This window comes from Flavobacterium fluviatile, from assembly GCF_010645065.1.
GTDB classification, from domain to species: domain Bacteria; phylum Bacteroidota; class Bacteroidia; order Flavobacteriales; family Flavobacteriaceae; genus Flavobacterium; species Flavobacterium fluviatile.
The window spans coordinates 158,077-181,523 of record NZ_JAADZW010000005.1; the positions used below are offsets into that span (position 1 = coordinate 158,077).

Consider the following 23,447-nt stretch of genomic DNA (forward strand, 5'->3'; position numbering starts at 1 on the left):
ATGTACGACACACTATACTCCATAATTAAGCGAGAGTTTGAAACAATAACAGAGAAATTTGCCGAGAAAGAAAGCATTCTGCTATCGGATGAAGAACTCGTTACGATTCAGTCAAAATACAATCTCCATGAAATACAGCCTTATTTTGCCCAGCTTGCCAATAATGTAATACCGGCTGATGCCAAACTGACAATCGAATCTGAGGGAGACTTTAATCCTGAAACAGATGATTTGTTTGAATATAAAATTAATATAAGCAACAGGAGAGCTTACAGAAAAAAACAATTTTACGGAGAAGATGTCTGTTATAATACCATTTATGAATATCATGAGGATTATCATAAAAGTTTTTCGGTGTATCAGTATAAACAAACCCTAAAAGCGACCAATCTGAGTTGTCTTTATCTTAAAAACGGGTTACCGCACCAGTTTATTGAATGTACAGAATATGGTATTTCACTCAAAACCTATACCTGCGACGGAGAGTTTATTAAAAGCTATAAGTTAGAATGGCCTGATTATGCACATTATTGTATAGGTGAACTAACTTATGATACTGAGGGAAAACTGATAAAAATTACAGAAACAGCTTCAGACGGAAGGTCACGTTTATTATTTGATGATGCCAGACTGCCTGAAGACATTGAAAGTACTTTAGAACAAATTGAAAATTTTTTAGTAGAAAACATAGCAGATCAGATTCTTGAAAAAGTAAAAATTGAAGAACCTGTTTATTGTATATTGTTTGAATACACCATGCAGGGACCTTTTCCTCCAACAATTGCTTTCGGAATAACTTCAGAAATAGACGGCAATTTTGAGGATAAGGAATTATATGAACTCTACAATGCGCCCGACATGAAATATTTTTCTGAGAATGACGAACCCAATGCTGTAAATATTGATTTTTATCCACTAGGGATTCAAAGTGAATATCTGGCAGCAAATTCTCACGGAGAAAAAATCTGGCAGGATGAGGAAGCCTGTGAGAAATGGGAAAAACAGGTGTTTGGTACTTATTTGAGGGTCTGCAGGCGACTGATGCATTTTGATTTTTCAAAATCATTTATAAAAACAGAAAACTTTTTGGTAATGGCTCGTGATTTTGAACAATGTAACGAAGAAGATTTCTATAAAAATATCCTGGAGTATAAATAATTCATCAATGGAAAACTCAGTTCTAATCGAAAATTTGAAATTAGAGGAGCAATATTGAATCAACCCATGTTTCGTTTTTAATTACATAAACGGTTTTAATGAATAAAAAGAAACGAATTAAACAGCTTCAGGAGGAATACGAAAATTTTCATGCTGTTTTTGACAACATGAAAAAAGCTGTATTTCAAAAAGAAAACCTCATTACCCGCAGGGCAAGGCATCCGTTGTTTGAAATTGAACCTTTTGAAGCATTGATAAGAAACGAGTTCATTACAGAAGACGAACGTAACGCATTATTTGTTCAGGACACCGATCAGATTAATCCGGAATCAGAGAAGCTGTATACTTTTACCATTGATTCTGAAACCAATCGGATAGTGCATCGCATTCGTTACGATGAAAACAACAATTGTTATGAAACTATTTTCTGGTATGAAGAGAATTGCCACAAAAGTATGCAACGGTATATTCATACTAAACATCCTTATCATCATGGTATTATCTGTTACACATTTTTTGAAAATGGATTACCGGATTTGTATCTGAAATGCCAATATTCTAAAGTTCTTTCTAAGAAATATAAAATTGAAGATGGCCGCGTTACGGGTTATCGGCAACAGCATACTTTTTTTTCATACACCAGCGATGTTAGCTTCGAATATGACACTTTTGGCAATATTGAGGTTATAAAAGAGTATGGAAAGGATTCAGGTGTTCCAGGAGAAAGACCCGAAATTTTATTTAAGCGGCCAGAGTCCAATCAGACAATTAAAAGCACCTTTAAGAGAATAGAAGATTTTCTGGTTGAACGAATATCCGAACAAATACTGAAGCATGTACAAATTGAAGAGGAGGTTTATTGTCTGATGCTGGAATATGCCATGCCCGAAGCTTTTCCTCCGGAGCTTGCTATTGGCGTTACCACAGATCATAAAGATTCTTATGAAACTTTAAAATCGTACCAGTGGTACAATACAAATCTGCGGTACTTGTATGACGGGAATACAATTGATTTGTACGATGAACAGATGCAGTATATTTATCTGTTTTATTACCGTTCCTACGATTTCAAAGAATATAAAAGAGAAACGTTTGAATACTGGAATAACCACGTCAGGCAAGTCTATGTAAATGTTTGCAGGCGCCTTATGGATGTAGATTTTTCAACATGTTTCAATATATCTGAAGATTATCTGGTCATCGCACGTGGTGACGTTTATGATGATTCCGAGTACTATTATAAAGAGATGGAAGATTATAAAAACAATAAAAAAGCACTCTAAAAGTTTATGGGTCAGTACGCTCCAATAATATTAGGCGAAATAGAAGGATTAAAAATTGGTTTAGATACTGATATTAATTTGTGGGAACTAACACAAACTTTTGAGTATGAAAAACTAGAAGAGGAATGGCTGATTGGTTTTGGTGTTGGATTTACTAAAGGACAGCGTCTAAGAAATCAAATTCGAAAAAACGTTTCATCAGAGATTTTCTCCGAAAGAATCCATGCTGTTTTGAAACTCCTTGAAATGAATTGTTATTCTATTTTCACCGCTTCAATAGATTCCTATATTGCACATATTGACAACTGGAATAATAAAAATTTGCCTTATACAGTTATTCTAAAAACGGAGGCATTATTAGCATCAAATAAAATACAACAGGCATTGCAAACAATTGTAGATTATTACGAAAAGAACTTTATGCTGATTGATTTAATGAATTTTGAAAAAATAACAAGACAACTGAAGGAATTAAGAAGATACAAACAGCAGAAACGGATAACAGTATTACAGTATAGTGATATAAAACAACAGATTGCAGCAAATCTAAAACAATGGATTGATATTCGTGCTGACAAGCAATAAATTGATTATCTGAATTAAACAAAAATATAAATATGCCCAATAAAAAATATTCGTTCCCGGCTGAAAATACAAATGGGAGCGTATCAATTGCTGATAACAAAATACGCTGTGAAGGAAATTCTTATTTTTACAATAGCGAAGTGACAATTGATCAAATCCAGTATGTGTACGTAATTGTAAATGCAAATAAGGAATCATTTCTGTTCATATTCGATCATCATCAGCATACGATACCGACAACGAGTACGGGTTTTGAATCAGTATATAGAGAACTTTCCAAACGTTTTTTGTTTGATGATGCCTTGTTTTTTGAAACAATTTATAAACAGGATCCTGCAAAAAAAAAAATCTGGAGACGTACCTACGAACCTACTTACGAAATACTTCAGGCAAAGCATGAAGATTATCATCTGGGTTTTGAAATTTTATCACCTGAACCTCAATTTATTTCCTGGGATGTAACCTTTGCTACTTTAGAAGAAAATGATGCTGTATATCGGGCGACTTCTCCATATGGACAAACACTGCTCAAATACAAATATCCCATTCGTATCGGGAATATTAAACTTTCTGATGTTGCATCCTACTTTGATAAAGTTCGGATGGATGCACCTGTGCTTGAATTTCATACCGATTGTTTTGATCAAAAAGGCACTGATAAAAGTTATAATGAACTCAAAGAAACATTAATCCGTGATCTTGGATCAGATGCAAACAAAGCGGGTTACGAACGTCCCGATCAGAAAAATATTTATTTCGATGCTGACAGCATGAGTATCTCTATTTGTTATACCTATGATTCCGCTCACATGTACAACGGCGGATATACTTCCTTTACTATACAAAACCGCAGGTCATACCCGGAACTGCTTATTGATGCTGCCTACGAAAACCGGTTGTCAGTGAGTTCTTTTTTACTAATAGATGGAAACGTTAGTATGCCTAATGATTATAAAAAGAATGAAAAAATAAAAAGACGCCCACCCCAAATTGCTGATCAATTTAAAGACAAAACAATTATATGGCGGGATGATGTAAATGATAAGATTGGATTTACATGTGGTAATTTTTCACAGGTTTACTCCAAAAAAGAAATAAAAGCATTCAGCATACAAAATACATTGCCGGCAAGAGGCAGGGGAGGCAGCTCTCTGATAATTATTTTGGAACAAGATGTGAATCATTATGAAATATTTTCAGAAGAGTGTCGTTTTTTTGACGGTCTTGCACAAAAAATTATGCAGCTGACAAATAAGGAATTAACCTTTGAGCAGGAATATTATGATTGTTAAGTGATTGTTTTGATGGAATACAATTTAGTTTGATCAACTTCATAAAAAAATAGTTCAAAATACACAAAGTCAATTTCATTATAAATAATGATTACAAAAAAATGAACCATGATTATATTTGTCCACCATCTTTATCAGGATTATCTAGGAATTGGCGACACCCATGAATAAGTTGCTGAAAGAGTTGTTGAAAAAGAATGCCTTTATACCATTAAAGACTTCCGAAGACTTTAAACTTATAATTGCAGAACACACTTATTAAGCAAGAAAGAATCAAATATAATTGAGAAATAAAAAAATAATTCGGCTATTTCAGAGAAATCTAACATTCTATGATTACCTAATTATAAATTCAGCATCCACAATTTTTAATACAATTGGATTTCCTGTCGGATAATTTTCATCAAAGCCACCAATAAACCCAGTTTGAACACTATACTTTTGAATGAGTAAATCCATACTGTCTTCGAATGCAGGAATATCTACTTTTTGTTTCGGTTTTAATCCGATTCCCTGTCGTCCATTCGTAAAAAACAGCATCAGATTGTATCGGTCACCGCATTTTTTTTCTTTGTAAAACACTACATGAATATTGGCTGCATCGGTAACAGTTAGGATTTCATTCAAAAAATTATCCTTTTTATTATCCTCAATATTACAATCAAAGCGAATGCAGGAAGTCTCTGCATTTTGTTTCATAAGTGAAGAACCAACCATGCTAAAATATTTTTTGTCTGGCCATACTACCTTGTCTTTTTCGTTAAAAAATCGAATCAGTTCGCCATCTTTAGGTAAGTTATGTGTTGATTTCTTAGCCTTTTTGTCTTTTAGAATATCTTCAGCTTTCAGGGCTATGTCAAATTCATAATCGTGCATGTTATAGCCGCCTGTACCAATTTGCAGATATTTTCCTGACTTATAGATATAAATAAAAGCATCCGAATGCTTATTTACAAGCTGTCGGAGCGCTTCTGTAATTCCGTCCGGATCATCCGTTTCTATAATTGCCTCCAATTGTGCAGGGGCATCTGCATGTCCGCCGAGCCCTTTACGATAAGTGAAAAAATCATACGAATAGAGTTCATACGGAAAATCAAAATACCAGTAAACCCCTAAAACCATTTCTTTTAGTTATGAATTATAAGTTATGAGTTATAAATAAAATGAGTGAAAAGCCCGGCTTTACTGCAACCATAAAAGAACTGATTCCTTACTCCCGAATTTTATTCAAATACGACTGAAAATTTTCATAGCCATTCTTTGCCGGATTTTCTATGTCAATCATGGCATTCAGTGAAGTGTCAAAAATCTGCCAGCCATGCTTTTTAGCAACGATTACTAATTCGTACAAAGCATTTTCTCCATAGAGGCTTATCATTTTATTACTGACCGGTTCTTCATCAGTGTAATAATCTATAGAATAGTCTTTCCTATTGTTTTCGATGGAATCCTCTTTTGCCAGTCCAAAATGAGTATTTAAGACTTCGCAGAAATCAGTTTCTATAAACATGCTTTCATCAACCTCTTCAATCGAGTTTATTTTTTGTGATGAACTAAATAATACAACATCCCAACTCATTTGTGTTTATTTTTAATTTATGCCGGACTTTCAGATCATATAAATTGCTTTTCAAAATTACAGCTTCTTTCCGGTATACTGCTAAATCTAATTGTATGTTTTACCTGCAAAGCCAAAATATCATTATAAATAGTGACTCAGGCAAAACAGCCATAATTTATATTTGTCTGATTTGTTATAAAAAAACGTTTTACATTTTACGATGATTTCGTTTTTATAAATCAAATTATGAACTTTTTGAAGATATAACTATTACAACTTCTAAAAAGAATAAAAATAAAATCTACCATGACCGACCATCAGCTTTTAGGGGTTTCTACATTTTCAACCCCATTGGAAATTAAAAATGCTTTGATAAAAAAAATCTCTGATTTAGATTTTGAGATTGACATCGAAATCATTTTTAATTACATCCATTGTTCGCAAAGGCTTATTCTGAAAACAGAAAATAACATTATCAAAGATGAAAGTGTAATAACCGAAGAATACAGTGAACTGGTTAATAATTTAAATAGTGACAACGCTTTTGATACCCCTGAAAAGCTAATCCGGCATTTTACGTTTCTGTATGATAATCCTGCGCTACGCTTTAATAAATTATTATGGAAATCGACGTTAGAAGCCTTGAAAAAAAATAATCCGGAAAAACTCGAAAAATATTTAAAACCGGTTGTTGATTTTTTAAAAGAAAAACCTTTCCTTAAGTCAGAAGTCTTGAAACTCATTGTTGATACTTTGCCTTTTGAAAAATTCTTTACCAATATAAAAGAAGAGGAAAGTAATGATTTTTGGGCAGAATACAGTTTTGTTAATAATTTATTGCGTTACGGAAACATAAGCTTCGATTTACATGCAGATGAACTAAACACAGGTAATTTTTCTTCGGATCAGCTGGATAATTTATATGGACGATTACTAAATTCCGGTAATTATTATCGGGCTAATAATCTTCAGCGTGCTTTTACTGAGTTGCGTGAAGGTATCCCGCCTGAAGTAAAACCCCTGTTAGTCTGGCAGCGCGAACTTAATATTTTGTATAAAGCTGTTTTTGTAGAAAAAAATGAAAATGTAAACAGTCTTTTTCAGAATACACTGGGTTATGCGATGACTTATTTTCCTGAAAATGAAGAACTTCTATATATGAAGGTCAAGTTCTTTTCGCACTTTTATGAACCGGAACAGCTCAGGGAAGAAATCATTTCCATAGTAAAAATAATTCCGCATCATGAAAAATGTCTGTTTCTGTTAGGGGGATGTTTTATGAGATTAGGAGTCGTCAGAGCAGCAATGATTATTTTTGAAAACCTGAAAAAAATAAATCCGCTAAACATGCAATATGTAACATCCGCTGCGATTGCAAGCCGGGCATACATTGATTTTTGTATCAGAGAGCATGACTCGAAGGATAATGACAAACAGTATTACATTTCTATGATTAGTATGCTTATTGAAAAGGGAATGTTTGCTGAGGTTGCTATTTTTGAAGAAGAAGCACCAAAAAAAGATTTGGACATTGCTGCATTATTGTATTTATCACGACATTCTGAAAATTATTTAGTAACCGGAGAAAAGAATAGGGAAGAACTTAAAAAAGCATTATGGCTTGCTGAAGATATGTCAATAATCAAAAATATAAGAGAATTTTATTTAAAAGACCTGCCCAACTGGTCAGATTATAAAGTTGAAAAAGATTTTATTTTTGATTACTACAAAGAATTTCCTGAAGATTCTGAAGCCCATTACCATATTGGAATGTATTATTATGCTGAAGGTGAACACGAAAAGGCTTATGAATATTTATTAAAAGCCAAAGAAATTAATCCTGCTAATGTGGATTATTACTTTAATCTGGCAAGGGTAACATCCATGCTTGGAATATATTCTGAAGCTTTAGAATACATAAAAATCTATTTGTTCTATAATAAATATCATGTAATCGCAAACGAAATATACTGTGATTGTACTTATTCACTGCAGCAGTACAGAAACGCTCATAACGGTGCAAAATGGTTGTTGAGCCTTTGCAGGGATAACCAATTTGATCCAAAATATTTCTTTTATTTTACAACTAGCTTATCTTATCATTTGGACAGAATTGAAGATAAGCATCATAGTGTAGCTTATGTAAATGATATGCTCGAATTATACGATCATTATCCAAAACCGGATAGTTTCTGGGTAAACGATAATGGATCAAGATCGATGTATTGGGCGGCAAATTTATGTTATAAAATCGGAAATTATGAAAAAGGAGTAGAGTATCTCCAGTGTATTTTGGAAAATGTAAAAGAGTATAGCTGGCCGCTTTTGGAAAAGTGCAAGTTTCAATTATTACCAGAATGTTTACATGGATTACAGCAATACGAAAAGCTTATTCAGTTACTTGAAATGCCTACACTTGAAGTACTTCAGAAACAGCAGGATGATCCTTCTGTACGCTTGTCCTGTTTTTATATTTCTTATGCATACGGTGTTCAGGGTAATGAGGAGAAAAAAATGCAATGGGCAATGAACTGTATCAAATGTTATCAGAAAATGAGCGATCCGCCAATAGATTGGCTGGCAAATAATCTACTTGTAAATTTTCAGGCGTGCCTCGAAAACAATTTGAAATCATATTTGATATCTTTTGGAAATATTTACCTTGATTTTATTAAAGTGCCACAAGCAGGTCACATCTGGCTTACACATCATTTTGCTAATTTCTATTCAGAAGAAGGAAATCAGACAGAAGCCTTGAAGTATCACCAAATGTGTATTGAATTCGGATGGATGTTTCCTGAAGAATGCAAAGAATTAATAGATAATTCGCAGGATTTTATAAATACTTTCAATCTCTCCGGAAATTTAAAATAATGTATAATGAGTACAATTACAACCTATCATAAATTCGAAAATCCAACAAATCTAAGTAAATCACAATTATGGCTTATAGCCACATCGGCAATACTTGCAGAAATGAACCGTGAATTTCATGATACGTTGCTGCCTCATCATATTTACAGCACTCCGGAATTACTGAAAGAAAGCCGGCAATGCCTTTTACGGGACTGGGAAACCAAAGACCTGGCCGATTTAAGTGATACGATACAATATCTGCATACTAAGAAAACATTCTACTTAGTGCAAAATAATTGGGAATTTTTAACTGAACCTGAATTCAATAAATCACAATTATTGGGTAATAAGGATATTGATCTAAGAAATCGTATCGACATGGTCAGAAATTATCAGTATGACCTTGACAATAGTGATCTTGGCTGGCATTATGGACGCTGTGCCTGGATAATACGACACGCTTTTTACAATGATTTTATAACAGAAGAAGAAGCATGGAGCCTCCTGGAAGAAAACGGCAAATACATCAGGCAACATTTTACATCATGGGAAAGTTTCGGGCTATCTTACTTAGTAGGATCGCAATACTGGAAATTAGACAACTATAATGAGACAGTTATGAAACGGGCAAAAAAAAATATTACTTATTTACTGACTAATCGTAATTCGCCCTGGCTAAATATAAACTGGAATGATTTTGAATAATGTCTTGTTGACTTTTACCTCTGATTTTTATGTTCACTATCAAACGCTGTTTTGCTGTATTTTAATGATTTTAATAGCATTGATTTTTAAATTTTCAGAAGCAATAATCATCAGGTCAGGTATTGGTATGTTTGCAGTCTGCCTTGCGATAAATTTTGTTTTATCCTTTTTTTCAGAAGTCTATTGGCACTTTATTCTGCATTGGTTTTTAGCCTCCCTCAGTTTTTTTATTTTCTGGTATTTGGTAATTTATTTGTGTGAAAACTATGGTCGGCCTTATTCAGGAGATGGAGCCATGGTAATTGTGCTGCCTGTCTATTTTTTGTTTTTCGGAATATTTAGTTCGGTAATAATCAAAGCTTTTATAGCGATTATACATTTGTTTTAAAACAAGATTTAAACATTTCTTGTTTTAACTAATTTATTTTAAAAAAAAACCGTCAGATGATCTTCTAAAATTATAAAATCATTATTTATAGTGACTGTTCATAAAAATCTCAGGATTAGATTTGTGTTATAAAATTTTATAATTAATAATAAAAATGTAAATCATGGGATTAGCAGAAAAACGTTTAGCAGAAGCTATTAAAGTTGAAAAATTACCTGAATTTGAAGCAAAATTAAAAGAGAAAGCAGGTTATGATATCAAAGTTGATATTGACTGGAATACCTTTACAGCTTTTAATCAATATCCGCTTGAAAGATTGGATATTGTTTTTGACGATTTGGAATCTTTCGTTAAAAAAATATGTGCTGATGATATGGGTAAAGAAGCTTTAAAAGAAAAATTGACGACGATTCATTTGACTAATACAGAAAATAATGATGAGGTGAACATGGAATTAAAAGACAATACTTTGTATTTGACGCATCAGCTTGTTCAGGCCTCTTTTAGTTCACAAACAGATTCGCAAATTGCTGATTACGTAGAAAAGCAGCTGTAAATGATTGAGTCGTATAAAAAGAATCTTTTTATAGAATTTTCAGGCTGGTTTATAAAACTTGCTGATTTTGCGGATCGGGCAGAGGATGCGTACAGTTTACCTAAGATTGAGTTGGTATTACATACGGGAAATATAATTCGGGGCTGTATAATAGGTTATGACAGAACCAGACAGGAAAAACTATTGATGGTGATGGGAATTCCTGATTCTAATCCAAAATCTGAAATTACACTGATTCCCGAATCTCAGGTGGCAGCGGTAACTTTCATGGACGCTGATGAAACACTAAGAGTGCTTGAACCTGATTCTGTAGTAAGTAGTTTAGAATTAAAGCGTACCGCTAAAAAAGTGGAAGAAGATTTAGAAAAGAGTACTGCGTCTAAAATCAATTTAAATTTAGACACAGAAAATTATCCGGAAGAAAACCGAAAGCTTATTTTGGAAACGATTAAATTTTTACCCTCAATTTTTGAATCACTAACTGAAGATGAATTAGGAAAAAAAGCAGTCGTTGAAAGTATAGAAAATATTAAAATTTCAATAGCCGAAGCTGATTCAATTGTTTTAAACAATAAAGAGCTTCATATCAAAACAAGTTCTGGATACAAGTTCCCTCACAAAGAAAAGGAAAGGATCAAAAGAGAGATCGAGAGTGTTTTGTAATTATTTTTTTTTTCAATTTGGTAGAAAAAGGCAATTCTGGAGACAAATTTCAGAATTGCCTTTTGATTTTTAATACAATTCAGAATAGATAAATCATTATTTATAGTGATGTGTGAAATTTCAGGCAACGATATTTTTGTTGTTTAAAAAGATGTTTAAATTATAGTAAAACAGAATGAATAACTTTAAAGATACTTTCAGCAGAATAACTAAAATTTGTATTATTTTTTATCTGTTTGCATGCGTTGCAGAAGTGTATAGTCAGGACAAAAAGCTGATAATTTCAAAACCGGTTTTATCAAAATTCTCTGCTCAGGGGAATATTTATAAAGAATCCGATAAAGCCTCAGTGGCCACTTCAGAAAAAAAGGTTATCCACACTAAAAACAAAACGTCGAAGACGGCAAAGATGGCTGCAGACACCCAGCCTCCTGCCTTAACTTGTCTTCCAAACAAACAATTATATTGTGGTAGTTTAGTTCCAAATTACTTAAGCGAGTTGATTGTTACTGATGATTCAGGAGGAGATATATATCTTACACAATCCACCGCAGGAACTAAGTTTTATGACGGAATGACAATTGTGTTTACTGCAGAAGACGAAGCAGGAAACAAAAGTAGCTGTTCCATAACAATATCAGCCATAAGTCCTGACGTTACACCTCCTACATTTACTTGTCCGACGGGCTTAACTCTAAATTGTGGTGATGTGCTTCCGAATTACGCAACCAGTCCAATAATGAATTTAAATGATGATTGTAGTATTAAATTAAGTTATATAATGACACCACCACCAGGCACTCCTTTCTATGATGGTATCCCGGTTCAGATAGAATATTTTGATAAGCCTGGAAATACTGGCAACAGATCAGTATGTAATTTTACTGTTAGCATGGCTACTCCGGATGTAACAAATCCGGTATTTGTTTATTGTCCCGGAACACAAAGTTTACCTTGCGGTGCCGTATTGCCGGATTACAGAACTTTGATAACTGCAAAAGATAATTGTTTTGGTAATTTAACAGTATCACAAAGTCCTGATGTTGGCACTGCCTTTACTCCGGGAATGACAGTTACTATGACACTAAGGGATGCAGCAAATAATGCTTCGACCTGCAGTTTTGTTGTTAACGCTTCCGCAGATACTACCAAGCCAACGATTACCTGTCCGGGAAACCAGAGCCTTTCTTGCGGTTCGGTTTTACCGGATTACAGAAGTTTGGTCACCGCTACGGATAATTGTACCACCAATCCAACTATTACACAAACTCCTGTCGCAGGAAGTGCGTTTACAAGCGGAATGACCGTTACGATGCGCGCTACCGATGCTTCTGGCAATTTTCAGACCTGCAGTTTTGTTGTGAATGCTTCCGCAGATATAACCAAGCCAACGATTACCTGCCCTGGAAACCAGAGCCTTTCGTGCGGTTCGGCTTTACCGGATTACAGAAGTTTGGTCACCGCTACGGATAATTGTACCACCAATCCAACTATTACACAAACTCCTGTCGCAGGAAGTGCGTTTACAAGCGGAATGACCGTTACGATGCGCGCTACCGATGCTTCTGGCAATTTTCAGACCTGCAGTTTTGTTGTGAACGCTTCCGCAGATATTACCAAGCCAACGATTACCTGCCAGGGAAGCCAGAGCCTTTCTTGTGGTTCGGTTTTACCGGATTACAGAAGTTTAGTCACAGCTACAGATAATTGTACTTCAAGCCCGACTGTTACGCAAACACCTGCAGCCGGAAGCACTTTTACCAGCGGAATGACCGTAACGATGCGTGCTACCGATGCTTCTGGCAATTTTCAGACCTGCAGTTTTGTAGTGAATGCTTCCGCAGATACCACCAAACCAACGATAACCTGCCCGGGAAGCCAGAGCCTTTCTTGCGGTTCAGCTTTACCTGACTACAGAAGTTTGATCACAGCGACAGACAATTGCACTTCAAGCCCGACTGTTACCCAAACCCCTGCAGCAGGAAGTGTCTTTACCAGCGGAATGACCGTTACGATGCGCGCTACCGATGCTACAGGCAATTTTCAGACCTGCAGTTTTGTAGTGAATGCTTCCGCAGATACCACCAAACCAACGATAACCTGCCCGGGAAACCAGAGCCTTTCTTGCGGTTCGGCTTTGCCGGATTACAGAAGTTTGGTCACGGCTACAGATAATTGTACCACCAATCCAACTATTACACAAACTCCTGTCGCAGGAAGTGCATTTACCAGCGGAATGACCGTTACGATGCGCGCTACCGATGCTTCTGGCAATTTTCAGACCTGCAGTTTTATTGTTAACGCTTTCGCAGATATTACCAAGCCAACGATTACATGTCCGGGAAGCCAGAGCCTTTCTTGCGGTTCGGTTTTACCGGATTACAGAAGTTTGGTCACCGCTACAGACAATTGTACCACTAATCCAACTATTACACAAACTCCGGTCGCAGGAAGCGCGTTTACCAGCGGAATGACCGTAACGATGCGCGCTACTGATGCTTCAGGAAATTTTCAGACCTGCAGTTTTGTAGTGAATGCTTCCGCAGATATTACCAAGCCAACGATTACCTGTCCGGAAACCCAGACATTGGCACTGGGAAGTTTGTTGCCGGATTACAAAAATCTGGTTACAGTAATTGACGATTGTACTGTAAATCCAATAATAACGCAGACACCGGCAGCAGGTAGTGCTTTTATCGGCGGAATAAATGTTACGATGCGAGTGACTGATGCTTCCGGAAATTTTTCGACTTGCACTTTTGCAGTTAATGCTACAGGAAGTGATTTGCCACCAACCATAACATGTCCTTCTAATATGGAATTATACGCTAATTCTACTTTGCCTGATTATGTTTCATTTTTACCAACTGTGACTGATGATTTTACAGATGGTTTTGATTTAGTTTTCACACAAACACCACCACAGGGAACTTTATTCACAGCCGATACTGATGTTACTATAACAGCTAAAGATGCTTCAGGAAATACTGCTTCATGTACTTTCTTAGTAAAACTGAAAACCGCTGCGGCTTCAATCGATTGTAAAACAACTTCATTTAATGTGGCTAACCTTAATGGACTCAATGGATTTACTATATACGGAGAAAAACTGACGCGTGAAGCCGGTTTTAGTGTAAATAACGCCGGAGACGTAAATGGTGATGGTATTACAGATTTGATAATTGGTGCCCCGGGAGATTATAATCCGTGGCATGGTGTTAAAAAAGAATATAAAATAATAAAAGGAGCAGCCTATGTAGTATTTGGCAAATCTTCAGGCTTTACACCAAATATTGATTTAGGTCTGCTTAATGGCAGTAATGGCTTTGCGATTCGAAACGATAATCCAAGTACAAATTTTCCGGTAACAGGTTATGATGTAAGCAGTGCAGGTGATATTAATGGTGACGGAATAGGAGATTTTATGGTTAGTGATCCCTATCGACATTCTTCATATGGGTCTGAAGTGGGACATACTTATGTGATATTTGGAAAAAGTTCTGGTTTTCCGGCAGAATTTAATTTGTCTGCACTAAACGGAACTAATGGTTTTACACTAATAGGAACTACAAATTATGAAGATGCAGGTATAAGTATAGCGTCAGTTGAAGATATAAACGGCGACGGTTATCATGATATTGCAGCAATAACAGGTGGTTCCGGTGGAGGAAAAGGAAAGTGTTATATTGTTTACGGGAAAAGCAGCGGCTTCCCAGATGTAATTAGAACGAATCAGCTTAATGGCACAAATGGATTTGTTATTGAGGGTGACAATGTTACAGGAGAAATTGGACTATCTGTTGCCGGTTTAGGTGATGTTAATGGAGACGGAATTTCAGACATGGCAATAGGAAGTACTAATAATACAGGACAACACCGTAAATATGTAATTTTTGGCCGTTCTTCAAATTTTCCATCAATTTTTAGTGTCTCCTTACTCAATGGAAGCAATGGTTTTGTAGTCGAAAATTCAACTACTCATTTAAATTATGAAGGGATTAAAAAAGCAGGAGATCTCAATAATGACGGTTTAAATGATATGGCTATTTGCGGACTACATATTTTGTTTGGCAAAACCGTTTTTCCAGCCGTAGTAGATGTAAACAATTTAGACGGTACAAATGGATTTACAATTAACGCTTCGGGTAATAAATTTGGCTACGCAGGAGATTTTAACGCAGACGGTATCGATGATTATTTTTATCAATCGTACTCTTCTACTGTTGTTTTATTTGGGAGAAAAAATTGGGCTGCAGTGGTTAATTATAGCACAAGTGGAAAAATAGAAATATATGCCCCCTTCATTTCAAATAATAGTGCAAATTATGCTGGCGACGTTAATAATGACGGTATAAGTGATTTAATTATTGGTTATGGTCCTGATTCCTACGGAAATAATCTGAAAGTGAATTACAATCCGGGTATGTCATATGTAGTGTTTGGAAAAAAAACTGCCGATACCGAAAAACCAGTCATTGCCAATTGCCCTACTAATAAAGTTTTAGGTGTTGGAGATCCGATTCCAAATTACAAAACAACTGTTACCATAACGGACAATTGCGATAATGCACCAGTGTTCACCCAGACTCCCACAGCCGGAACGATTTATACTGGAGGAACTCAGGAAATTAAATTAACAGCCACCGATGCTAACGGAAACGAGACTGTTTGTACTTTTAATCTAATGGAAACATTAGACGATCCTCCTGTAATGGAATGTCCTGTTAATCAGGAGCTATACGCCAGTTCTATGCTGCCTAATTATGTACGTTTTTTAAAAACAATTACGGATGATACCACACAATTAAATAAATTGATTTTTACACAAACACCTGCTGCAGGAACGTTATTTACTTCGGATACAGATGTTACGATTACAGTAAAAGATAAAGCAGGGAATACCACTTCATGTACTTTTACAGTAAAATTGAAAACAGGCGGTTTTGATATAGATTGTAAAACATCCACTGTTAATATAAATCAGCTGAATGGTATTAATGGATTTACAATTTTAGGGGAAGAGCCTGGTTCAAGAGCAGGTTTCAGTACGAGTAGAATTGGAGATGTTAACGGAGATGGTACAGCCGATTTTATTATTGGAGCTCCCGGAGACTGGGGTTTAGGACAAGCCTATGTAGTTTTCGGTACAAAAACAGGTTTTCCTGCAAGTTTGAATGTTGCTAATCTAAATGGGTTAAATGGATTTAAAATTATTGATAGTGATTTAACTCCGCCAAGAAGAACTGCTTTTGACGTGAGTGATGCGGGCGATATTAATGGAGATGGTGTTAATGATTTGATGCTTAGTGATCCTAATAAATATACAGAAGCAATATTTCACGCAGGAAGAGTTTATATAATTTATGGAAAAACAACTGCTTTTCCGGCACAATTTGATGTATCCTCTTTAGATGGTTCTAATGGTTTTTCTATCTTAGGAAAAACGAAAGATGAAGTTTTTGGTTATGGCATTGCCAATGTTGGCGATTTTAACAATGATTCTTTTGATGATATTGGTATCGTTTCTCATAATGAAGGTTCAGGAAATATAAAAAAATGCTATATTTTATTTGGACGCAGTACCAACTTTCCTTCTGTAGTAGATATAGAAAGTATAAGCTCGTCTAATTCATTTATTGTTGAAGGAGATATCGGAAAAAATTTAGCTGGTATAGGAGATGTTAATGGTGACGGTATTTCTGATGTTGCTATTAGTGGTGATAATGAATTTAGATATGTGGTGTATGGTTCTGCCAGCCTTCCTGCAAAATTAAGTACAACAAGTCTAAACGGCTCCAATGGTTTCAAAATTCAAAATTCTGCCACTCCACTCAAAACATCTTACTATTTTGAAATTAGAAGTGCTGGCGATATTAATGGTGATTCATATAACGACATTGGTATTAATAATTTTATATTATTTGGAAAAAACACCTCCACGCCAGTAGTGGATTTAAAAGATTTGGATGGTACCAATGGTTTTAAAATGAATGGGAGCGAGTTTGAATACTTACATTCCTATAGTTCTTTCGGGGATTTTAATAAAGACGGTTTTGACGATTATCTTTTACCTTATAGCTCTAAAATCCATGTTATTTATGGAAAAGCAAATTGGAATCCCTTATTGGATATCTTCTCGCTCGATTCTTCTGAAGGTTTAGTAATAAATACACCTTATACATCAAAATATAGTTTGAGTTATTTAGGAGATGTTAATGGGGATGCTATAGACGACATTGGTATTGGCTCAACAAAAACGGTTTATGATTGGAAACCAAATGAAGATACTGGACGAATTCATGTACTTTACGGAAAAAAAGCTGAGGACAAGGAAAAACCAACTATAAAAAAATGTCCTGCTAATCAGGTTCTGGCTGTGAATGATCCAATTCCGGATTATACCAAAATAGTTGAGATAAAAGATAATTGTGATGTTAGCCCAATTATTACCCAATTACCAGCTGCAGGAACTGTTTTTAACGGAATAACCCAAGAAGTAACCATTACTGCAACTGATGCCAGTGGTAATATTGAAACTTGTAAATTCACTATTGCAGCTACTGTCATTGTAGATAACGAAGCCCCTGCTTTAATTTGTCCTCTTGATCAACAATTAGCTTGCGGCAGTACCGTACCGGATTATACGACACTGGTTACCGTTACCGATAATTCAGATCCGTCGCCTGCAGTAACACAGAATCCGATTGCAGGAAGTGTTTTTACTGACGGAATGACAATCACCATTTCCGCCAAAGATGCTTCTAATAATGAATCGATCTGTATTTTTAAAGTCAATACTGAGGCAGATGTCACCAAACCGGTTATCACTTGTATTGGAAATCAGACTTTGGGTTCCGGAAGCGTTTTGCCGGATTATTCAGGATTGTTGACTGTAACCGACAATTGTGACGCTGCACCGGTAATTACGCAAAATCCCGTTGCAGGAAGTGCTTTTGTTGACGGAATGCAGGTAACTATGACTGCGAAAGACGCTTCGAACAACGAATCAGCATGCAGTTTTATCGTAAATGCTTCAGCTGACATTACAAAACCTGTTATTGCCTGTATCGGGGATCAGACACTTACTTGCGGCGGAACTGTACCGGATTATACGACAATGGTTACCGTTACCGATAATTCAGATCCGTCGCCTGCAGTAACACAGAATCCGATTGCAGGAAGTGTTTTTACTGACGGTATGACAATCACCATTTCCGCCAAAGATGCTTCTAATAATGAATCAACCTGCAGTTTTAAAGTCAATACTGAATCAGACATCACCAAACCGGTTATCACTTGTATCGGTAGCCAAAGCTTATCATGCAGTTCAGTTTTACCAGATTATACCCAAATGATAACGGCTACCGACAATTGTGATCCTTCACCTGTAATTACTCAAAATCCTTTACCCGGAACTCCTTTTACAAATGGAATGGCAGTTACAATACTGGCTAAAGATGCCGCTGATAATGAATCTGTCTGCAGTTTTACAATTAATTTAGCTCCTGATAACACCAAGCCGGTAATAAGCTGTATTAGCAATCAAACTGTGGCAGCCAATGCAATTCTGAGCGATTATAGAAGCCAGGTAACAGTTACAGATAATTGCGGGTCAAATCCAACCGTAATTCAGACTCCGGCCGCCGGTGTTGCAGTTAGCGATGGTATGATAGTTCAGATGAGTGTATCTGATGATAGCGGAAATACATCGTCTTGTTCTTTTATAATCAATACTATCGCAGATCCAGATATACAAGCTCCGGTAATTACCTGTTTATTAAATCAAAAAGTAACTTGTAATATATCTAAGGTTCCTGATTTTACCACAAAAGTTTTAGTAACTGACAACAAAGATCCAAAACCTGCAATAAAACAAAGTCCGCCTGCAGGAAGTGTTTTTACGGATGGAATGACTATCACGATCACTGCTACGGATGTATCTTCAAATAAAGCCGAATGTTCATTTAATGTAGATTCAGATGTTGTACTTGTAGATGCCGGGAATGATGTTGAAATAAAACAAGGGGAGCTTATACAATTAGAAGCTACTGCAACGGAAGAGGGTACTTTTAAATGGAGCCCGGCAAAAGGAGTGAGCAATGCATCTGTATTTAACCCATTCTTTAATCCGGATATAACAACAACTTACACAGTTTCATTTACTACTAAAGAGGGCTGTGAAGTACATGATTCTGTAATTATTTCGGTTGAGCCGAAGGAAAAAGATGAGACCAGATATGGTTTTTCTCCAAACAATGACGGTATAAATGATTTTTGGCTAATTGATGGTATTGCAAAGTATCCTATAAATGAAGTTTTGATTTATAACAGCTGGGGAGATTTGGTTTTCCAGACGACAGGTTATAATAATACTACAAATGTTTTTAGCGGACTTGCCAATAAAAAAAGAAAAATTGGAGCCGATGAACTTCCTGAAGGTACTTATTTTTTCGAAATCAAGCCTAATTCAGTAACGCATCACTTCAAAAAATTAAAAGGATACCTTGTTTTAAAACGTTAATTAATGAAAAATAAAACTTATATAATTTTTACAGTAATAATTCTGGCTGCGTTTTATAATTCAGTTAAAGCGCAGCAAACACCTGTTTTTTCCAGTTACAATTACAATGCAGTATTAATAAATCCTGCTCATGCCGGATATTATGAAAAAACGGATGTTGTAATGACCACAAATGGCTATTTCAATTCCGTTGATGGAAGTCCAAGGAACATTGATATTTCAGTAAATACTTTAACCCGTTCAGAAAATATTGGACTGGCAGCGGGAATTGCACACAATCAGGTAGGGGTAACGTACACCACTAATTTTTTTGCTTCTTATTCCTATAAGATTTTTTTTCACGAAGATTACAAATATGGAAGATGGTGGGCTTATGATCCCAACATCATTTCGTTTGGAATCACAGCCGGTGGCCAGATTTATGATGAGAACCTGACAAGATTAGGAATTGAAAATGATCCCGAATTTCAGGAAGATATACATAGTTTTACCCCGACTCTTGGAATAGGATTTTTATACAACAGAGACAGAATTTATTTTGGATTATCGGCTCCAAACTTACTAAGCAGTACTTTCAATTCTCAAAACAATACCAAATTAAAAAACGTTTATTATACTTATTTTGGTTACAGGATGTTTACAGATTTATTTGAAGACATATTGATAAATCCAAGTTTTCTGGTCAAGTATGTCGATGGGGCACCTCTACAGGCTGATTTGAATGCGTTAGTGAATTATAAAAACAAATTTGAATTTGGTGGAGGCTATCGTTCTTCCAACACTTTGAATTTTCTGGCAGGCTTTCATTTATCTGCAAATTCAAGATTAATATTTACATATAATAAATCTCTTGAAAGCATTGTGCTTCCGGATACATATGGAGTAGTATTTAATTATCGCTTTGGAACAGGCTTTGAATAACAAATGATAAAAATCTGTACATTAAATTTTAAAGCTTAGCAATGCTGACTTTGTATAAATAAAATTAAGGATTTAATTTTTTATTTAAATGATTAAAAATCAACAATTTCAAAAAAGGGATTAATTATTTAATCCACTAATCCATTTTCAACTGCATATTTTACAAGCCCTGCCGTATTTTTAGCATTCAGTTTTGATAATAAATTACGGCGGTGCGTGTTAACTGTATTAAAACTTATAAAAGTTTTTTCAGCAATTTCTGCAGTATTGTATTCCTGAGCGATCAAAACTAAAATTTCTTTCTCTCGTGAACTTAGTTCAGTAATATTTGAAATTTGTTTTTCTATTTTTTCGCTGTTATTGCGATATTGTTCTTCTACTTCTTCAGAAAAATAGTTTCGACCGGCAGCTACGCTGTAAATTGCTTGTAATAGTTCGGATTTTTCAGCATTTTTCAATAAATAACCATTTACACCAATTCTTATTAATCTTGAAATTATTTTTGCATTGCTATGTGTACTAACGATTATAATTTTTATAAAGGGATATTCTTTTTTTAATATTTTGCTTAATTCAATTCCGTCCATTTCAGGCATACTGATATCCAGGATTACCATGTCTGCACTTTGAATTTTTAAAATATTTAAAACTTCAATACCATTTACTGCTTTGCCAATTATTTTGATTCCGGATTCATGTTCAATTAATGATACGATTCCTTGTAGAAACATGGTATGGTCATCAGCAATAATAAGTTTTAATTTTTCCATTGTAATAAATTGGGGTTATAATTTGGTTAGATTATCAAGTTGTTTTTTCACGTTAATTCCTTTTATCGTTTCGTTTTCTGTATTAGGTAGCAGCAAAACAGGAATTTCAATATTGGCGATTGTACCTCTTTTAAGTTTTGAATCCATTATAAAAGAGCCACTTAATTTTACGATTCGGTTTTCTAAGTTAATAAAGCCAATTCCGGGTTTGTAATTTTCCGGATTAAAACCAACACCATTATCTTCAAATAAAATATTCAGGACATTTTCGACAAGATTAAGCTGTAAATCTATTTTTGAAGCTTTTGCATGTTTGATTGTGTTGGTCAAAAGTTCCTGTATTATTTTAAAAATCTCGATTTGGATTTCTTCATTTAATGCATCAATTTCCTTTTTCGGATATACTGTAAAATCAGTCTTAATATTGCTGGCTTCACCAATATTATTAAAATAAGATTCTAAAACTTCACAAAATTTGTGATGCGTAAATTTCTTTGGAATCAATGTATGCGATAAATTTCGAACCTGCTGATATGTTTCATCCAATAATGCAGTAAGGTTTTTAATTTTTGGAGAACTTGAAATTATTAAATGATTCAATTGAAGTTTAATTGCAGCGAGATTTCCACCTATACTGTCGTGCAATTCCTGTGAAATACGCTGTCTTTCCTTGTCCTGACCGCTGATTGAAGCTTTAATTAGTTTTAACTCCTGATCTTTTAAAAGATTATTTATATTCTGAGTACTTATTTCAGCTTGCTGAATATTTAATAAACGCTGTGTTTTGAGTCGTTTGTAATACTGAAGCAATAATCCGATAATAGGAATTAAAACAATAAGGAAACCAAAAATAGTCAGCAGCTTGGTTTCTTTTTCCTGTTTTAGTTGTAATAGTTTAAGCTGTTGATCTTTTTTGAGTAATGATATTTCGCTAAGTTTTTTTTGTGATGAGTTTTGAAAAAAAAGTATAGTGTTTTCCGTTATTTTTTGAGAAATCTCCTCCTGAAGGTTCATGTTTTCAATTGCTTCTTCCTGTTTTTCAAGTTTTAACTTTTTTGTAGTATTATCCAGTTGTAAAAACCTGATTTCTTTCTCTCTTTGTGCTGTCTTATACTTGACTTCCAACTCATTGATTTCTTTGATTTTCTGAATTTTATTTACAGAATCTTTTACCCTGATTGATCTTGTCAAATGTTCAAAAGCACTTTTGTAATCTTCTTGTAAAACCGCTATCTTCTTGAGTTCATCATAAAAATATGCCTGATTGTCTAAAAAACCAAATTCTATAGCTTTTTGAAGAGCATCAGAAAAAATTAGTTTTGCATCCTCGTAGTTTTTTAAATCAACATAAGCATCACCAATATTACCCCTTGCGACCAGTGCTATTTGGTTTAACTCATTTTTGTCAGCAATAGAAACAACTTCATTATACATTTTTAAAGCATCGTTAGTATTTTGCTGTAATTGGTAATTCATTCCAATACTGAGTGCAATTACTGCTCTTGCTTGTTGATTATTAGTTTTTTCACTAAGTTGTTTCCCCAGATTATAATAATAATTCCCTTTTTCATAATCTTTTGAATCTGAATAAATATCACCCAGGTTGATATAACTTCCTAAACGTATTTCATCATCTTTTTTATATTCTAAACATTCCTTATATGATTTTAAAGCATTTTTATTATCTCCCAGAGCCTTATAAACGCTTGCAAGTCCATGCAGGTGAGTATAATACAAATTGATTTCTTTGTATTTTTGAGAAGTTTGAAGACCTTTTAAATGCCACTTTTTGCTTGCTTCAAATAGTCCTTTCTTTTTATGGTTTAATCCCATCAAATTATATCCCAGAGAAAAAAGTCTGTTCTTTAGGGAGTCGTTAGCTATTTTTATGTTGTAATTTAAAGCCTGATTTGTATAGTAAATGGATGAATCCAATATGGCTCTTTTGTTATAATAATAAGCCTGTAATAAATTGAGACTAGCTGCATTAGAAGGATATTTTGCTTTTTCCAAAAAAGTTTTTGCGTTTTTTACTGCTTTTTTTTCCTCTCCTTTATTATATAAATTATACAAAGCTGTAACAGCCTTTTTTTCTTCAGCTTCTGGGGATTTTTTTATAGTTGAAAATGTTTTCTTACTATTTCCGTCAATTTGTGCATGCAAAGAGATTGATAGCATACAAAAAAAA

14 protein-coding genes are annotated in these 23,447 nt (G+C 34.8%); 10 read left to right on the forward strand and 4 right to left on the reverse strand.

Translation table 11 applies throughout. The features are described from left to right. From GXM17_RS08195 to GXM17_RS08210, 4 genes are all read left to right on the forward strand, one after another. On the forward strand, positions 1-1,158 hold the full coding sequence (locus GXM17_RS08195; RefSeq protein WP_163398812.1) for a hypothetical protein: 1,158 nt from the start codon (positions 1-3) through the stop codon (positions 1,156-1,158). A gap of 98 nt (positions 1,159-1,256) precedes the next feature. Then, the gene (locus GXM17_RS08200) at positions 1,257-2,441 is read left to right on the forward strand and encodes a hypothetical protein (protein ID WP_163398813.1); all 1,185 of its coding nucleotides are present in this window, start codon (positions 1,257-1,259) and stop codon (positions 2,439-2,441) included. A 6-nt stretch (positions 2,442-2,447) separates the two neighbouring features. Continuing rightward, the gene (locus GXM17_RS08205; RefSeq protein ID WP_163398814.1) at positions 2,448-3,026 is read left to right on the forward strand and encodes a hypothetical protein; all 579 of its coding nucleotides are present in this window, start codon (positions 2,448-2,450) and stop codon (positions 3,024-3,026) included. A gap of 32 nt (positions 3,027-3,058) precedes the next feature. Next, the gene (locus GXM17_RS08210; RefSeq protein WP_163398815.1) at positions 3,059-4,318 is read left to right on the forward strand and encodes a hypothetical protein; all 1,260 of its coding nucleotides are present in this window, start codon (positions 3,059-3,061) and stop codon (positions 4,316-4,318) included. 336 nt (positions 4,319-4,654) lie between these two features. On the opposite strand, the gene GXM17_RS08215 is transcribed toward GXM17_RS08210, so the two are convergent. Together GXM17_RS08215 and GXM17_RS08220 are read right to left on the reverse strand one after the other, a co-directional pair. Further along, positions 4,655-5,440 (reverse strand): hypothetical protein, encoded by a 786-nt coding sequence (locus GXM17_RS08215; RefSeq protein ID WP_163398816.1) that lies wholly within the window; start codon positions 5,438-5,440, stop codon positions 4,655-4,657. Positions 5,441-5,528: 88 nt separating this feature from the next. Beyond that, a complete protein-coding gene (locus GXM17_RS08220) occupies positions 5,529-5,897 on the reverse strand; it encodes a hypothetical protein (protein WP_163398817.1) in 369 nt (122 codons plus the stop codon). A 288-nt stretch (positions 5,898-6,185) separates the two neighbouring features. On the opposite strand from GXM17_RS08220, the gene GXM17_RS08225 reads away from it, so the two are divergent. From GXM17_RS08225 to GXM17_RS08250, 6 genes are all read left to right on the forward strand, one after another. After that, positions 6,186-8,753: a tetratricopeptide repeat protein gene (locus tag GXM17_RS08225; protein ID WP_163398818.1), complete on the forward strand. Its 2,568-nt coding sequence runs from the start codon at positions 6,186-6,188 to the stop codon at positions 8,751-8,753. 6 nt (positions 8,754-8,759) lie between these two features. Then, positions 8,760-9,440, forward strand: a complete 681-nt coding sequence (locus GXM17_RS08230; protein ID WP_163398819.1) for a DUF1266 domain-containing protein — start codon at positions 8,760-8,762, stop codon at positions 9,438-9,440. 551 nt (positions 9,441-9,991) lie between these two features. Next, positions 9,992-10,384, forward strand: a complete 393-nt coding sequence (locus tag GXM17_RS08235; RefSeq protein WP_163398820.1) for a hypothetical protein — start codon at positions 9,992-9,994, stop codon at positions 10,382-10,384. Beyond that, on the forward strand, positions 10,385-11,047 hold the full coding sequence (locus GXM17_RS08240; RefSeq protein WP_163398821.1) for a hypothetical protein: 663 nt from the start codon (positions 10,385-10,387) through the stop codon (positions 11,045-11,047). A 175-nt stretch (positions 11,048-11,222) separates the two neighbouring features. After that, the gene (locus tag GXM17_RS08245) at positions 11,223-19,568 is read left to right on the forward strand and encodes an HYR domain-containing protein (protein ID WP_163398822.1); all 8,346 of its coding nucleotides are present in this window, start codon (positions 11,223-11,225) and stop codon (positions 19,566-19,568) included. A gap of 3 nt (positions 19,569-19,571) precedes the next feature. Beyond that, positions 19,572-20,489, forward strand: coding sequence for a PorP/SprF family type IX secretion system membrane protein (locus GXM17_RS08250; RefSeq protein WP_163398823.1), 918 nt, complete (start codon positions 19,572-19,574; stop codon positions 20,487-20,489). 128 nt (positions 20,490-20,617) lie between these two features. Here the strand turns inward: GXM17_RS08250 and GXM17_RS08255 are convergent, their stop codons facing one another. Together GXM17_RS08255 and GXM17_RS08260 are read right to left on the reverse strand one after the other, a co-directional pair. Further along, the gene (locus GXM17_RS08255; protein ID WP_163398824.1) at positions 20,618-21,259 is read right to left on the reverse strand and encodes a response regulator; all 642 of its coding nucleotides are present in this window, start codon (positions 21,257-21,259) and stop codon (positions 20,618-20,620) included. A gap of 15 nt (positions 21,260-21,274) precedes the next feature. After that, complete coding sequence (locus GXM17_RS08260; protein WP_244307357.1) at positions 21,275-23,437, reverse strand: tetratricopeptide repeat-containing sensor histidine kinase; 2,163 nt, start codon at positions 23,435-23,437, stop codon at positions 21,275-21,277. Positions 23,438-23,447 lie beyond the last annotated feature (10 nt).